Source organism: Vibrio sp. 10N.247.311.51 (assembly GCF_041467855.1).
GTDB classification, from domain to species: Bacteria; Pseudomonadota; Gammaproteobacteria; order Enterobacterales; family Vibrionaceae; genus Vibrio; species Vibrio coralliirubri.
Genome location: NZ_JBFSVK010000001.1, coordinates 93,795 through 108,519 on the forward strand (window position 1 = coordinate 93,795; position 14,725 = coordinate 108,519).

Below are 14,725 nucleotides of genomic sequence, written 5' to 3' on the forward strand. Positions count from 1 at the left end.
CCCACCCGAATAGATGGGCCTTTATGCATGCAAAGATAGTTTTAACCACTTTACAGATTAAGAACGATTCGCTCGGTCTAGTGCACGTTGTGCTTTCTTCGCCGCTTGTTTTAGCGCTTGGTCAGCTGGCACGTTTTGGATTTGAATCTGATCCGCTGCCACTTTCAGAGCGTCCATGATCTTACCGTTAGTAGGGTCTAGGAAGTCTTTGGTCGCCGTGTTCGCTTGCTTCAAAGGAATCAGAGCTTGCGGGTTATCTTTAGTGAACGCTTGGTATTCTGGTACTTCAGAAACGCTGTTACGCACTGGGATGTAACCCGTGAACATTGACCATGCCGCCGTATTCTTCGCATTGGTGTAGAACTCAACGAACTCGAATGCGCCTTTTGCAGCAGCTTCGTCTGTACCTTTTGGCATCACGTAAACCAGTGCACCCGCTTGTGGCGCAGAAGGGTTTGAACCCCAGCCAGGTTGTGTGGTTGCTGAAAGCTTAGTGAAGTCCAAATCACCTTGGTCACCCGATGAACCTGTGTAACCCAACGCGTTGTCTTTCATTACGTCATCGATGGTTTTGTACCAGTATTCCCAACCTTGACCGCCGTAGTGAATACGCATGATTTGATCGTCGTGGATCCACTTACGGAAGCTGTCCCACACTTCAACCCATTCAGCCGAATCGATTAACACTGTTTTGCCATCATCACTGATGATCTTCGCGCCGTTAGAGAAAGCCGCATCAATCATATTGTCTTGGCCCCACATCGGCTCCCAGCCGTAAAAGGTCACGTTGCCTTTGTCATCACGTTGGGTAACTTTCTCCGCGACCTTAGCCACACCTTGCCATGTGTTTAGGTCTTGCTCGGTAAAGCCGTTATCTGCTAATACCTGCTTATTGTAGTAAAACACTTGAGTGGTACCGTAAGCAGGCAGGCCAATGATGGTGCCGTCGTCTGCCGTCACTTGGTCTTTAAACGCGCCAATGAAATCAGAGAAGTTAAACTCTTCATCCATGAACGGCGTTAGGTCACGGCTCAAACCACGTCCGTGCATCGCTTCCGCACGACCTGAATCTAGCAGCACAAGTTCAGGTGCCGTTCTAGACGCCAGACCTGCTTGCAGCTTCTGGTAGGTTTCCGTGTAGTTGCCTTGCAATGCTGGCTTCACCACATACTCATCTTGGCTCGCGTTGAACTCTTCGATGAGCTTAGTCATCATTTGCTGTGGCTTAGTACCACCGGAATACCAAAAGTTAACTTCGGTTGCGGCAAGAACACTGCTAGAGAACATAGACGCGCTTGCTGCGCCAGCACACACTAGTGCGAGAGTTTTTAATTTCATTTCCGTTTACTCTTTTACGCCGTTATCGGCGATACCTGAAAGAATCGTCTTTTGACAAATGACGAATAGAATTAACAAAGGCAATACTGCAATGGTGCTCGCCGCCATAATTTGCGACCAGTTCAATCCATAGTTACCTTCGGCAATAAAGTAGTGACGAATCCCGGTCGCAATCAGGTTAAGATCCTGAGTGGTGATAACCAAGCTTGGCCACATGTAGCTGTTGTAATTGGTAATAAAAGTGATGAGGAACAGTGTTGCGACTGCTGCTCGGCATTGCGGTAAGATGATTGCCCATAAGATTTTGAGCTCACCTGCACCATCAATTCGTGCCGCTTCAATCAGCGACGGATGCACCTTGATAAACACTTGGCGTAGATAAAAAACACCGAAAACCGACGCCGCGTTCGACGCCACCAATCCCATGTGTGAATCCAACAAACCCAGCCTTGCCAAGGTGATGTAAGACGGAATGTACGTCACTGCGCCCGGCAGCATGTAACAGCCCATCACGATAAAATAGAGCACCGTCTTCGAGCGAAACTTCAGCTGTGTTAATGCGTATGCAAACATTGCCGAATTCACAATCACCAACAGTGTCGTGAACAAGGCCACGCTAAAACTGTTGAAGATGTACAAGCCAAACGGCGCACTGTGAAAGGTTTCGACAAAGGTTTCCCAACGGAACTGCTCTGGAATCAAATTCAGCGGGCTTGCAAAAATCTCATCATTGGTTTTCAGCGAACCTGACAGCATCCATAAGAACGGAAACACCATAATGGTTCCGCAGGTTGCCAGGAATAGGTGCTTAGCCAGTGCGATAAACGAACGGCGACCCACTGAGCTTTTCTTTGACACAACCTTTGATTTGGTTGCTTTCGCTTGGGCTGTGACTTTAGATTCAGCCGCTCTTTGATTTAAGACTTGATTGGCATCCAATACTTGCGTGGTCATAATTCTGTCCTTTCAAAAATCGACTAGTAGTACACCCAGCGCTTGCCGATGTAGGTATTAATAAGTGCCAACAATCCAGTAATCAGGAATATCACTAACGATGTTGCGGCTGCAGGTCCCATTTCGTAACGCTCAAAGGCTTGTTGGTAGAATAAGTACAACAAGGTACGAGTCTCTCCGCCGGGACCACCTTGCGTTAAGATCTGGAACTGATCGAACGCCTGCATTGCCGTGATAATGTTGACCACCACCAAGAAGAACGTGGTTGGTGAAATCAGTGGCAGCGTTATCTTCAAAAAACGCGTTAAGCTGCTGCAACCATCAATCAAAGACGCTTCGTACAGAGACTCAGGAATCTTGTTGAGCGCACTGATGTAAAACAGCATCGTCCAACCAATCGCCTGCCAAACCGTCACGATAATCACCGCAATCAAGGCTGTGTTTCCGTTCTCTAACCATGGAATCGCGCTAAACCCAGCCGACTCCAATAAGTGGTTTGCCAAGCCTGATTTAGTTTCAAACACCCAAGACCAAACAATCGACACCGCGACCGTTGGCGTGATCCAAGGCGAGAAGATCACCGCACGATAGAACTGGCTACCCTTGAAGTTTTTGTGCAGCAACATGGCAAACACAAGACCAAGAATGATGGTTGGAATCACCACACCGACCGAGAACCAAAACGTGTTGAGCACCGCTTGGATGAACTCGTAGTCCTCAACCATGTACTCGTAATTTTCTAAACCGATGAACGAATAATCTGGCGAAATGTAATCCCAATCGGTGAAGCTGATATAAATTGAATAACCAAATGGTACGAGCCAAAAAGTAAACAGTGGCACCAACAACGGTGCGGTAAATAACAGTACCTTTAAGCGGTTTTTCATTGGTTGTGAGAAAGCACTCATGGTGACCTCGTCCTTATTTGTATGCGGTTAAACTAAGTGTTTTTTATGACAGGTTAGTAAGAGTGCCCTTCATTTTTTTTATGGCTATCCATAAGAAAATCTTTACTCCAGTTCACCGTCTTCCATCTGGTGATAAAGCCAATCACAGAAGAAATTCACCTTGGCGCTGCGACTGTGTTTAGTAATCAAATAGTGAGCAGATTCAGCTGGCATCGAGGATTCGCTTGCCAATACAAGGTCTTCTTTCTTGAGTAGTTCAGACACCGCGAGCGAACGCACTAGCAACATTCCAATACCATGTTTAACTGCTTCTAAGGCATGCAGAGAGTTACTCACTTCGAGCAGAACCTTAGGTAATGTCATCTCGAATTGGTTGTGGCCAAGCCATTGCAGCCAGTTCTCTCGGTAGCCTTTCACCTGAACCGTCGGCAGAGCAGCAAAGTCATGCTTACTGAGTAATTCTTGATGCTCAGATTTGAATTGAGGGCTGCACACCAACTGCCAGTGTTCTTGAAACAGTCGCTCACAATGGGTGTCTTCGCTTTCAACCTTGCCGTTAGTCAATTCGATATCGACATTCTGACAAGGGTTGGTTGACGGCCAGTCCACCAGCTGAATATCAAGCCTGATAAAAGGGTATTTTTTATAGAAGGATGGCAGGCGAGGTAGCAGCCAGTTATGACAAAAGGTGTGGTTTACGCGCAGGCTCAACACGTCGGTTTCTTTTTCCCCGAACAAGATCTGAGTCTGCAATTTGAGGTGAGCAAGTGAACCTGCCACAATCGGTTGATAATGCTGAGCCGCTGACGTCAGCTTTACGCCTTTAGAGCTGCGTTCAAACAAGGTGGTATCGAGGAAGGTTTCTAAACTTTTGAGCTGTTGGCTAACCGCCGCTTGCGTGACACAAAGCTCTCGGGCAGCCGCGCCAATGGAACCAAGACGAGCAACAGCTTCGAACGCAACAAGGGCGCGTAGAGGGGGTAACATAGCTTCACCTGATTGAAATAAAAGTGAAAAATACTTCAATCAGGTTTCAGTTTTTTGCGGTTACCGTTACAGATTAATGACGAAGGGACGTTGATCAGATATTTATGATCAACGTCCCTTTTCTTCTATTTCATATTATTATGCGAGATGCTAGAACTCGCATCCAGCCTATCTATTCTTGGATGTAGAGGTCTTTAGAATAGATGCGCCCTTCCACGTTGTTCTTCGCAAAGCCGCCAACACTTGGTCGAACTAGGCGAGCCTGCATGTAGTAATAAATGGGTGCGATAGGCATATCTTCAGCCAGTAACTGCTCCGCTTGATCATAGAAACCTTGGCGATCTTGCTCGTTAGTTGCTGACAGTGCGCTGTCCATTGCAGAGTCGTATTTATCGTTGTTGTAACGCGCAAAGTTACCCGAAGACTCAGAACGCAATAAGCTCAAGAAGGTCGATGCTTCATTATAATCACCACACCAAGAAGCGCGCATCACATCGAAATCACCTTGGCGACGAGACACCAAGTAAGACTTCCACTCTTGGTTTTCCAGCTCAACTTGCGCACCTAGGTTGCCTTTGAGCATGGAAGCAATCGCCACTGCAATCGACTTATTCGACTCACTGGTGTTATAGAGCAATTTGAAATCCAATGGGTTAGCTGCATCGTACCCCGCTTCTTTCAACAGCTCTTTTGCCTTTTGGTCACGCTCCTCTTGAGTCCATGTGCTGTATTCAGGCTGAGTCGCATCAAAACCAGCCGTGTACTCATGAGCAAAGGTATAAGCCGGTAGGTTACCCACCTGAGTGACACCATTAGTGATGACATCACGCATCATCGAATAAGACACCGCTTTACGTACTCGCGCGTCATCAAATGGAGGTCGCGTGGTATTGAACGCGTAGTAATAAGTACACAGCAGAGGCACCGCGGTAAACGCATCTTGGTATTTGCTTTTAAGCTGCTGCGCCATGTGTGTCGGCACATCAGACGTAATATCGACCTCGCCCACCGCATAACGGTTAATCGAAGCGTTTTGGTTCTCAAACGGGATGTAAGTCACTTGGGTTAAGTGCGTATCTGAACTGTCCCAGTAGTTAGGATTCTTCTCCAGTTCAATGCGTTCGTTCACCACCCACTCGCCTAAAACAAACGCACCATTGCCAACAAACTGCTTAGGGTCACTCCACGGCTTATCGCTGTTTTCTAGCGTTGCCTTATGAATGGGCATCATGGATGTGTGACCTGTCATCGCAACAAAGTATGGCACTTTGCTATCAAGCTCGAACTTCACCGTGTGCTTGTCGACAGCGGAAATACCGAGCTCTTCAACGGGCTTCTTACCTTCTGCTACATCAGCAATGTTGTTGATCTTGGTGAGCTTGAGATACCACACGTTTGGCGAAGCGAGTTTCGGGTCAACCGCACGTCTTAACGCATACACGAAGTCATCGGCCGTCACCGGATCGCCATTCGACCATTTCGCGTCTTTACGCAGGTGGAATACAAACGTTTGGTTGTCTTCGGTTTCCCAGGACTCCGCAACTCCTGGGGTGATATTGCCATCGCGATCTTGAATCACTAAACCCTCAAAGAGGTCACGTAGAATGTGCATTTCCGGCAGGCCTTCTGCTTTCGCAGGATCAAGCGTCGCCGCTTCTGCATCGTTAGCACGAACTAAATGCTGGTCTTTTGCCAGCGAAACACCAGCAGGTAAGGTTTCAGCAACGGCAGTCACTGATATAAAAGGGGTCAATAAAGATGAAATGAGTAAAGCCGTTGAATGTTTTTTAAAATCCATGTTTGTTTGCTCTCCTAGCCTATCTTTGAAGCAAGTAATAAAATTAACAATGCGACGGTTGACGAGTTTTGACGCTATGGTTTATTTAAAGGGGTTCATCTAATGGACTTAGTTAATGATTAATATAGCCAATAGTGAATACTTGATAGTACTTGATCAATCAGGAGATTAAGGTGAGTTTAATTCCAAGAACGGAAAGAGCTGCGTTTTCAATAAAGCCGCTGTCATATGGAAAATCAGTGTTGGGTGCGCCTTTGCTTTATTTCCCCGCGCAAATAGAAAGCGAATCTCGCGGGCTGATCTTAGCAGGCACACACGGTGATGAAACTGCTTCAATCGCGGGATTGTCTTGCGCCCTGAGAAGCTTGCCAGCCGCCAATTTACGACACGATGTGATTCTGTCGATGAACCCAGATGGCAATCAATTAGGTACTCGCGCCAACGCTAACCAAGTCGATCTGAACCGCGCCTTCCCGACTCAAAATTGGACAGCAAACGGCACCGTCTATCGCTGGAGTTCTCACACCCCAGTAAGAGATGTAAAAGTGAAAACAGGCCAAGCCGATCAACTAGAACTTGAAGTGCAATCGCTCATCAACCTCATTGAACAACGCCAACCTAAATGCGTCATTTCTTTCCACGAGCCGCTCGCCATGGTCGACGATCCCGATCAATCAGAACTCGCCATTTGGCTAGGCAAGCAATTCAACCTGCCGCTCGTTGAAGACGTGGATTACGAAACCCCAGGCTCATTCGGCACATGGTGCCAAGAAAGAAACTTACCGTGTATAACTGTGGAGCTACCACCCGTTTCTGCGGATTTAACTATAGAGCAGTATTTGGATGCATTTGTGGCGGTGTTGCAGCGTGAGGGAAATTAGTCTGGAGTAGGCTACATATACACATGCGAACAGTAATTCATCCTAATTACTAGTACACTGGCTACTTCTATCATTATTCGAACTTAAATAAATGTACACTGGCTACTTAATTTCATTTTTCACTGTTGCTATATGGGCAGGAAGCTACATTGTTAGCAAGATGGCTGTCGGTGTAATAGAACCTGCGACTCTTGCGTTCTACCGATGCGTGTTTGCATTCTTAGTCTTAACACCTATTTGTCTACCTCAAATCAAGCAGAATATTGATGTCATTAAGAAAAACCACCTCACTTTATTGTATTTAGGCTTTTTCGGGATGGGATTAAGTCAATCAATGACTTACTTCTCTGGTCACTATACATCTCCCATCAATATGTCATTAGTAAACTCTCTAATACCTGCTGTAACTTTGGCAATGAGCATTGTCATACTAAAAACCAGGCTCTCTATTGGTCAATATATTGGGGTGTTAGTATCACTACTCGGCGTCATATATGTACTCATTAAGGGGGACATGAAAGTTTTACAGGGCTTAGAGTTTAATTATGGGGATATCCTGATGCTAGTCGGAACATTTTCTTACTCCCTATATAGTATTATTCTCAACAAGAACCCCATAATAATGTCAGGTTGGACACTATTGTATTGCCAACTATTTGTTGCTTCAGTGCTATTATTTCCCCTTATGCTCGTTACTAGTGAATCATATATTCCTTCTACTGAGTCAATCCCACTCATCGTCTATGCCGTATTCTTCCTTTCTATCATTTCAACTTATCTTTGGAAAAAGGCAATCGACATGATTGGCGCGATGAAAACTTCACTATCAATGAATTTCATGCCTATGATTGCCGCCATGTTGAGTTACATAATCTTGGGTGAAGATATTGAGGGCTACCATGTAATTGGCACTGTCATTATAATTTCGGGGCTTGTCGCTATTAATCTAACTCGCTATAAAAAATCATGACAAGTGTCTGGACATTTTTATATTGGGAAACCAGCTTGATTCCGTTCACTCCGAGATGACATAAACTTTCTCCTTATGCAGGGCAGCACTCGTCATCAAGCAGGTTTAAGTCGCTACGTTGACTATGCTGCCTCAAGGTCCCAACACATGGGCTACTTCAAATGTCTGCCGCCATCAAGGTGTAAGGTTCGTCCTGTCATGTAGTGACTGGCCAACACAAACTTGATGCCATCTATTATTTCCTCAAAGCCCGCTTCTGTGGGGATCAGAGCTTTCTGCAGCGCTTTGGTTTTGTATGCCTCATCGTCATGTTCATTGAACTTAATCATGGCTGGAGAGAGGGTATTTACTTTTACCTTGGGAGCCAGCATTGCTGAAAACGATAGCGTAAGGTTGTTGAGTGCAGCTTTACTGGCCGCGTAAGCAATGTGTTTTTTACTGCCTTTTTCCGCAACGTAATCACTGATGTGGATGATGTCCGACGTTTTATCGCCAGACATTAATCGGTCTTTGAGCGTTAAATTAACTAGATATGGCACGGTAGCGTGAACCGTCATCATCTGGTTCATGATTTGTAATGCGTTTTCACTAGGATTTTCTTTGTTCTCCGGTTGCCAGTCGGAAGCATTATGAATGATGGCTCGAAGTGTCTTATATTCTTGACCAACGTAATGAAGAAAGCCCTCTAGGCTGCTTTGCTGATAAAAGTCTACTTGTTGTAAGTCGGCTCCACTGTCGCGCAACAGTTGCAGTTGAGGATAGTCGCTGCGGTAAGTGCCAACTACTTTGTATCCATCCGCTAAAAGTTGCTGCGCCAGTGCGAATCCGAGTCGCTTTCCCACGCCGGTTATTAGTATCGTTTCACTCATCGTAAAAACTCAGCTCTGGTTTGAGGGTTAGTTTTGAAAATACCACCGAGCGCGGTCGTTGAGGTTTCAGAGTTTGCATCCATGACACCTCTGGATTTAACGCAATAGTGAGTGGCTTTAATTGTCACGGCCACATTTTCTGTTTCGACTAGAGTCTGTATCGCGACCAGGATTTGCTGAGTAAGGCGCTCTTGTACCTGAGGACGCTGAGCAAAGAATCGAACAATACGGTTTATTTTAGACAGCCCGAGAATCTTGGATTCAGGGATATAAGCCACTTGTGCTAAACCATCGATGGTGATGAAGTGATGTTCGCACGTAGAAGTTAAATTGATGTCTGATACCTTGACCATTTCATCAACCGACATTTTGTTGTCGATAACACTGATTTTTGGGAAGTTATTGTAGTCGAGCCCTGAAAATATCTCGTGAACGTACATCTTTGCAATGCGATGGGGTGTTTCAGCAAGACTGTCATCGGTTAAATCCAGTCCAAGCGTACTGACAACTTCCGTCAAAAGTCCTTTGATGCGGTTGTACTTCTGGTCGGGATTCATTTCGCTCGATGTCATCGGGGTTTCTAGCCCCTTTTCGAGCAAAGCTTCTCTTACTTTTGCAGCTTCTGTGGTTAGCATGAGTCGCTCCTTAAGAATTAATCTTCGAGTTCTGCTTCATAGCTCAGGGTGAGCGAGACTGAATCGGCGAAACGTAGAGCATGAGGCTTGTCAATTCTCACTTGAGCGTATCGGACCCATGAATGGTCGATACAAATGCCGAGTACGTCGCTGGTTAACTTTTCTAAAAGCAGAAACCGTCCAGATTCAACGTGTTCAATAATTTTTTTGCAGATATTTTTGTAGTTAAGTGCGTTCTCCACATCATCAGAGAGGCAAAGATTGTTTGCGGGGTAATGAATCTCCGCATTTATGACGATGTCTTGTTGCTTGGTTTTCTCTTCTTCGTTAAAGCCGATGAAGGTTCTTAATCTGAGATTTGTGATGGTGATAATCGCATTGTGATTCATAACAGTTTCCGATCCTTAGAAGGTAGAGTGAGTTACGTGCCTGTTAGAAGAAAAGATCAATAAAGCTCAAGCGTTCTGTTCAAAGCCGCTGTAGGGATTAAGTGAAGCTGACCTTGAAAGGTATAAGTTCGGTTTTCTGACTCAGCTGATCGAAGTTGTTCCAGAGGTGCTGAAAAGAGATATCTAGCGTGGGATGACGTTCTTGCGCGGCAACATCAACTAACGGTCGAAGCACAAAAGCGTACTCGGTGATTTCACCTCGAGGCAGCTCTACCCCATCGATAATGCCCACTTCGTTACCGTAAAGAAGGATATCGATATCCATAGTGCGCGAAGCATATTCTTTAGTCTCACGCTTGCGATCATTCTCTAATTCGATTTGATGCAGAACCTTGGCCAGTTCAGCGATAGAAAGGTCACATTCAAACCCAACGACTAGGTTTAGGAAGTTGTCTCCTTCAAAACCAACAGGCTCACAATCGTAGAAATTAGAAACGTGTAGAGGTGCAAAGCGGCTATTCAATGCTTTGAGAGATTCTGTGACGTGATGTTCGCGGTTAATGTTGCTTCCGATGCTGACATAGACGGTGGCCATATTGTTTTCTCCCTTTTAACGACTCTCTTACGTTGTAAGTCGCTAGGAAGATCAGCTATGTATCCATTTGATGTCGGGAGGGTAAAAGAAAATCTCCCGACAACTCATATTGAGATCGGTTCTAAGTCGGAAAGGGGGACTTTTGAACTAGAAAGTACCACAGGTAAAAATTCAGCTTATGAAGGTTCTGGACAGAAACGAGTCTGTACATTTGCTAAATTAGCTATCAAGAAATTATCTTAGGTTATGGAAAATCGCTCAACGAAGTGTCCAATCTGGCAGGTACCGATGATGAAGAGAGGGCTTGTTCAACATCGTTTAGCGTCCGTTTGAGCAGCTTGTTATGTGGTGCAGCTCAGGCACACCATCATGTTGTTTTCCTTTATCCGAGATTTCGTCCCAACTTGCTTTTGATGATACACATAGATGATTACTGATCTCTAACTCTAAGGCACCATCTAAAAGACCTGCGGGAACCCAGAACTCAATATTGCGATACATATTTGGTACTGTAGAGCCGCAAGACGTACAAAAATCAACTCGATAACCTGTTGGCTTCTGGTAAGTTTTAATATCACTAGTACCTGATAGCCAGTTAAAGTTTTCTTTAGGAATAATAAACGCAGTATTTGATGTGGATGATGTAACCTTACGACACATCGAACAATGACATTGATAAAGTTTCGGGGTTACCCCACTAACTTCGAATTTAACTTTTTCACAAAAACAACTACCAATCATTGATGAACCCTCTTAATCACATAATATTCTTAATAACAGGCCTGCTCGTTTTTCAGCTTGCCTAACTTTCATTAAACCTACAATAAATCGCTGAAATATAATGCAAACACATCACATCTCGCACTCTGCCTTTACGTAAAAACGAGCCTGCGTGTTATCATTTTTTAACAATGCTCGTTATCTTAGTGGGAAAGCGCTAATCCTATTCTTAACAATAACTTACTAAATATTCTACTGACAAAACGAGACTGGACTCAAGACAAAACAAGCCATTTTTCATACTCAAACGGGACTCAAGCCAAATAAACTGTATAAATTCACAAGAACTGGAAGCTAGAGTGCCAAGAAAATTTGGCCACATAGTTGGATGTTTTGGCATAAGGAAAAGTAAGTCAAATTCCAAACAGAATGTTGCACAGAAAAGCTAACTTAAAACACAATGGGGCAAAAATAAGTTAGAGGCCCTAGTGACCACCAGACACAATCACCACGAAACTTTCGAGTTTTGCCCCTAAACTAACCAACACAACGCGCTCCCACGACATCATTAGCACCATACTCGACGCACAAAAAAGCGCGAGAGACGGATGTAATTCTCGCGCTTTTTTAGAACCGTATAACTTGAAATTTACGGTTAGATCTTAGCAGTAAACGTACGGCTAATTACATCTTGTTGCTGCTCACGTGTTAACGAGTTGAACCTCACAGCGTAACCCGAGACTCGGATGGTTAACTGTGGGTATTTTTCTGGATGTTCGACGGCATCCAACAACATGTCACGGTTAAGCACGTTAACGTTAAGATGTTGCCCACCCTCAACACGAATCGATCCTGCACTTTCCTCATGGTGGAAGTAACCATCCATTAGTGCTGCTAGGTTCACTTTTTGGCTTAGGTCATCTTTACCTAGTGCATTTGGTACGATTGAGAAGGTGTAAGAAATACCATCTTTAGCGTACTCGAACGGCAGTTTGGCAACTGAAGAAAGTGAAGCTACCGCCCCTTTCTCATCACGACCGTGCATTGGGTTTGCGCCCGGGCCAAATGGCATACCTGCGCGGCGACCATCTGGCGTGTTGCCGGTTTTTTTACCATATACAACGTTTGAAGTAATCGTAAGGATAGATTGAGTTGGAACCGCTTCACGGTAGGTGTTCATTTTCTGAATTTTCTTCATAAAACGTTCAACCAAATCACAAGCAATATCATCGACACGTGAATCGTTGTTGCCGAATTTCGGATATTCGCCTTCAATCTCAAAGTCGACAGCGATGCCATCTTCGTTACGTACTGGTGTAACCTTCGCGTATTTGATAGCCGCTAACGAGTCAGCAACAACCGACAGCCCTGCAATACCACAAGCCATTGTGCGATGAACATCGCGATCCATTAATGCCATTAACGATGCTTCATAGCTGTAACGGTCATGCGAGTAATGGATCACGTTCAGCGCAGTGACGTATTGCGTTGCAAGCCAATCCATCATGTCATCAAAGCGAGGCATTAAGCGGTCAAAATCGAGAACTTCATCTTCGATACGAGCAACTTTAGGGCCAACCTGCATGTTAGATTTTTCATCAACACCACCGTTAATGGTGTAAAGCAACGCTTTGGCAAGGTTTGCACGAGCACCAAAGAACTGCATATGTTGACCAACCACCTGCGGGCTTACACAACACGCAATTGCGTAATCGTCGTTATCAAAATCCGCACGCATTAGATCGTCGTTCTCATACTGAAGTGATGAGGTTTCGATAGACACTTTAGCCGCGTATTGTTTAAACGCGATAGGCAGTTGTTCAGACCATAGAACCGTCATGTTCGGCTCTGGTGCTGGGCCCATCGTGTGCAATGTATGCAAGTAGCGGAAAGTCGTTTTGCTAACAAGAGTACGACCATCAACGCCCATACCAGCCATTGCTTCTGTTGCCCATATTGGGTCGCCAGAGAACAATGAATCGTATTCAGGAGTGCGTAGGAAACGAACCATACGAAGCTTCATAATGAAATGGTCAATCAACTCTTGCGCTTGTTTCTCATCAATCAGACCAAGTTTAAGGTCACGTTCGATGTAAACATCTAGGAAGGTTGATGTGCGGCCTAGCGACATCGCAGCACCATTTTGAGACTTAACCGCAGCTAAGTAGCCAAAATAGGTAAACTGGATTGCCTCTTGCGCAGTACGAGCAGGAGAAGACATATCAATGCCGTACTTCAAACCCATTTCTCGCATTTCATCAAGGGCACGAATTTGATCAGTAAGCTCTTCACGTAAACGCAATGTCTTATCTAAATCACCACCCGTTTCAAGCATCTTCTGAGTTGATTTGAACTGCTCATTTTTGTCTGATTTTAGGAAGTCAATACCGTACAAAGCAAGACGACGGTAGTCGCCAATAATGCGGCCACGACCATAAGCATCTGGCAGACCAGTAATAATACCAGAACGGCGACATGCTTTAATTTCGTCGGTATAAAGATCGAACGCTACTTGGTTATGCGTTTTGCGGTACTCAGTGAAGATCTTTTCGATTTGTGGCTCTAATTCACGACCGTACACTTCGCACGACGTTTTCACCATTCGAATACCACCATTAGCGATGATGCCGCGTTTCAGCGGTTTATCGGTTTGTAGACCCACGATTTTTTCGAGGTTTTTTGCAATGTAACCGGCATCGTGTGAGGTAATAGTGGAAACGATATCAGTATCAAAATCGACAGGGGCATGAGTGCGGCTTTCTTCTTTAATACCTTCTAGCACAGATTCCCATAGCTGTGTCGTCGACTCCGACACGTCAGCAAGAAAAGATTCATCACCTTCATAAGGGGTGTAGTTTCGCTGAATAAAATCACGTGCATTAACGGATGTTTGCCACTCGCCAGCTTGAAATCCCGCCCAAGCTTCCATCATATCGGTTGTCGGAATAGTCATAATGACCTCCTAAGTTATTGATAAAAAGACAATATCGATGATTATTTATAATCATTGGTTTCTGCTGGCTATACTAAACCGACCAATCTATGAGTAAAGTGAGCTGTTTTCATAAAATACATGCACAAAATGCATTTATTATAATTACTATTTTATATTCAATATCTTAAGTTGGAGGTTAACAACTCTAGATTCCAATTAGTTTGTTGTTTCAGAAGTAGGAATAGACTCTTAGTGACTCACCGACGTTGAAAACAGGTTGATGATCACCACGCCAGACAGAATCAAAGCGATGCCAATGATCGCGTAGATGTCTAGCTTTTGCCCGTAGACCAACCAAGACAACGCCGCGACCAACACTATCCCTGCCCCACACCAAATCGCATACGCCACACCCAAAGACATGGTTTGAACCGTGAGAGACAACAGATAAAAAGCAAAGCCATAACCGACCAGTACTGCGGCGGTAGCAGGAAGGGAAGTAAATTGCTGCGTTTTTGGCAATAGAGAAGTCGCGACAACTTCAAGCACGATGGCGAGTGACAGCATCACTGGAGGCGGAAGAGATAAAAGCATGTTTGAGTCCACAACATTAAATACGGCGCTCAGAATATTGTAGTTTTATTTCCAATTCATGCGATTTTCAGTAAGCAATTATTATGACGTACCTTAAAAATTCTTAAGTGTGATTGTTCATTCAATCGAAGAGCAGAAAGACAAAAAGAGCC

At 44.8% G+C, this 14,725-nt stretch carries 15 protein-coding genes; 3 read left to right on the forward strand and 12 right to left on the reverse strand.

What is annotated here, in order from left to right; all coding sequences use genetic code 11:
* Positions 1-57: 57 nt before the first annotated feature.
* From AB6E85_RS00445 to AB6E85_RS00465, 5 genes are all read right to left on the reverse strand, one after another.
* A complete protein-coding gene (locus tag AB6E85_RS00445; protein ID WP_050653228.1) occupies positions 58-1,338 on the reverse strand; it encodes an extracellular solute-binding protein in 1,281 nt (426 codons plus the stop codon).
* Positions 1,339-1,344: 6 nt separating this feature from the next.
* Complete coding sequence (locus AB6E85_RS00450) at positions 1,345-2,292, reverse strand: carbohydrate ABC transporter permease (RefSeq protein ID WP_372140980.1); 948 nt, start codon at positions 2,290-2,292, stop codon at positions 1,345-1,347.
* A gap of 23 nt (positions 2,293-2,315) precedes the next feature.
* Positions 2,316-3,200, reverse strand: coding sequence for a carbohydrate ABC transporter permease (locus AB6E85_RS00455; RefSeq protein WP_017074494.1), 885 nt, complete (start codon positions 3,198-3,200; stop codon positions 2,316-2,318).
* Positions 3,201-3,302: 102 nt separating this feature from the next.
* Positions 3,303-4,187: a LysR substrate-binding domain-containing protein gene (locus AB6E85_RS00460; protein WP_046224776.1), complete on the reverse strand. Its 885-nt coding sequence runs from the start codon at positions 4,185-4,187 to the stop codon at positions 3,303-3,305.
* Between the two features lie 172 nt (positions 4,188-4,359).
* Positions 4,360-5,985 (reverse strand): ABC transporter substrate-binding protein, encoded by a 1,626-nt coding sequence (locus AB6E85_RS00465; RefSeq protein ID WP_372140982.1) that lies wholly within the window; start codon positions 5,983-5,985, stop codon positions 4,360-4,362.
* 173 nt (positions 5,986-6,158) lie between these two features.
* Here AB6E85_RS00465 and mpaA point away from each other — a divergent pair, with 173 nt between their 5' ends.
* Positions 6,159-6,866 (forward strand): murein tripeptide amidase MpaA, encoded by a 708-nt coding sequence (mpaA, locus tag AB6E85_RS00470; RefSeq protein ID WP_082153989.1) that lies wholly within the window; start codon positions 6,159-6,161, stop codon positions 6,864-6,866.
* A gap of 91 nt (positions 6,867-6,957) precedes the next feature.
* Positions 6,958-7,836: a DMT family transporter gene (locus AB6E85_RS00475; RefSeq protein WP_372140983.1), complete on the forward strand. Its 879-nt coding sequence runs from the start codon at positions 6,958-6,960 to the stop codon at positions 7,834-7,836.
* 152 nt (positions 7,837-7,988) lie between these two features.
* On the opposite strand, the gene folM is transcribed toward AB6E85_RS00475, so the two are convergent.
* The 4 genes from folM to folK form a co-directional block, all read right to left on the reverse strand.
* Complete coding sequence (gene folM, locus AB6E85_RS00480; RefSeq protein WP_372140984.1) at positions 7,989-8,705, reverse strand: dihydromonapterin reductase; 717 nt, start codon at positions 8,703-8,705, stop codon at positions 7,989-7,991.
* Entirely contained in the window at positions 8,702-9,340 is a 639-nt protein-coding gene (folE, locus tag AB6E85_RS00485) for a GTP cyclohydrolase I FolE (RefSeq protein ID WP_372140985.1), read from the reverse strand. Before folE ends, folM begins: the two co-directional genes overlap by 4 nt.
* Before the next feature lie 17 nt (positions 9,341-9,357).
* Entirely contained in the window at positions 9,358-9,729 is a 372-nt protein-coding gene (folX, locus tag AB6E85_RS00490; RefSeq protein WP_017067658.1) for a dihydroneopterin triphosphate 2'-epimerase, read from the reverse strand.
* A gap of 97 nt (positions 9,730-9,826) precedes the next feature.
* Positions 9,827-10,324: a 2-amino-4-hydroxy-6-hydroxymethyldihydropteridine diphosphokinase gene (gene folK, locus AB6E85_RS00495; protein ID WP_372140986.1), complete on the reverse strand. Its 498-nt coding sequence runs from the start codon at positions 10,322-10,324 to the stop codon at positions 9,827-9,829.
* Positions 10,325-10,381: 57 nt separating this feature from the next.
* Between folK and AB6E85_RS00500 the strand changes: the two genes are divergently transcribed.
* Complete coding sequence (locus AB6E85_RS00500; RefSeq protein WP_372140987.1) at positions 10,382-10,567, forward strand: hypothetical protein; 186 nt, start codon at positions 10,382-10,384, stop codon at positions 10,565-10,567.
* Between the two features lie 75 nt (positions 10,568-10,642).
* On the opposite strand, the gene AB6E85_RS00505 is transcribed toward AB6E85_RS00500, so the two are convergent.
* From AB6E85_RS00505 to AB6E85_RS00515, 3 genes are all read right to left on the reverse strand, one after another.
* Positions 10,643-11,065, reverse strand: coding sequence for a GFA family protein (locus tag AB6E85_RS00505; protein WP_048610866.1), 423 nt, complete (start codon positions 11,063-11,065; stop codon positions 10,643-10,645).
* A 634-nt stretch (positions 11,066-11,699) separates the two neighbouring features.
* Positions 11,700-13,997, reverse strand: a complete 2,298-nt coding sequence (pflB, locus tag AB6E85_RS00510) for a formate C-acetyltransferase (protein ID WP_372140989.1) — start codon at positions 13,995-13,997, stop codon at positions 11,700-11,702.
* Between the two features lie 231 nt (positions 13,998-14,228).
* Positions 14,229-14,573 carry a multidrug efflux SMR transporter gene (locus tag AB6E85_RS00515; RefSeq protein WP_017069768.1) on the reverse strand — a complete coding sequence of 115 codons (345 nt, stop codon included), beginning with the start codon at positions 14,571-14,573 and terminating at the stop codon, positions 14,229-14,231.
* Between the last annotated feature and the right edge of the window lie 152 nt (positions 14,574-14,725).

Excerpts from the sequence above, each read along its gene's own strand:
- folK (WP_372140986.1), bottom strand. The coding sequence starts at position 10,324 with ATGGCCACCGTCTATGTCAGCATCGGAAGCAACATTAACCGCGAACAT.
- AB6E85_RS00450 (WP_372140980.1), bottom strand. The coding sequence starts at position 2,292 with ATGACCACGCAAGTATTGGATGCCAATCAAGTCTTAAATCAAAGAGCG.
- folM (WP_372140984.1), bottom strand. The coding sequence starts at position 8,705 with ATGAGTGAAACGATACTAATAACCGGCGTGGGAAAGCGACTCGGATTC.
- folX (WP_017067658.1), bottom strand. The coding sequence starts at position 9,729 with ATGAATCACAATGCGATTATCACCATCACAAATCTCAGATTAAGAACC.
- AB6E85_RS00475 (WP_372140983.1), top strand. The coding sequence starts at position 6,958 with ATGTACACTGGCTACTTAATTTCATTTTTCACTGTTGCTATATGGGCA.
- AB6E85_RS00455 (WP_017074494.1), bottom strand. The coding sequence starts at position 3,200 with ATGAGTGCTTTCTCACAACCAATGAAAAACCGCTTAAAGGTACTGTTA.
- pflB (WP_372140989.1), bottom strand. The coding sequence starts at position 13,997 with ATGACTATTCCGACAACCGATATGATGGAAGCTTGGGCGGGATTTCAA.
- AB6E85_RS00460 (WP_046224776.1), bottom strand. The coding sequence starts at position 4,187 with ATGTTACCCCCTCTACGCGCCCTTGTTGCGTTCGAAGCTGTTGCTCGT.
- AB6E85_RS00515 (WP_017069768.1), bottom strand. The coding sequence starts at position 14,573 with ATGCTTTTATCTCTTCCGCCTCCAGTGATGCTGTCACTCGCCATCGTG.
- AB6E85_RS00465 (WP_372140982.1), bottom strand. The coding sequence starts at position 5,985 with ATGGATTTTAAAAAACATTCAACGGCTTTACTCATTTCATCTTTATTG.
- AB6E85_RS00500 (WP_372140987.1), top strand. The coding sequence starts at position 10,382 with ATGTATCCATTTGATGTCGGGAGGGTAAAAGAAAATCTCCCGACAACT.
- AB6E85_RS00505 (WP_048610866.1), bottom strand. The coding sequence starts at position 11,065 with ATGATTGGTAGTTGTTTTTGTGAAAAAGTTAAATTCGAAGTTAGTGGG.
- AB6E85_RS00445 (WP_050653228.1), bottom strand. The coding sequence starts at position 1,338 with ATGAAATTAAAAACTCTCGCACTAGTGTGTGCTGGCGCAGCAAGCGCG.
- folE (WP_372140985.1), bottom strand. The coding sequence starts at position 9,340 with ATGCTAACCACAGAAGCTGCAAAAGTAAGAGAAGCTTTGCTCGAAAAG.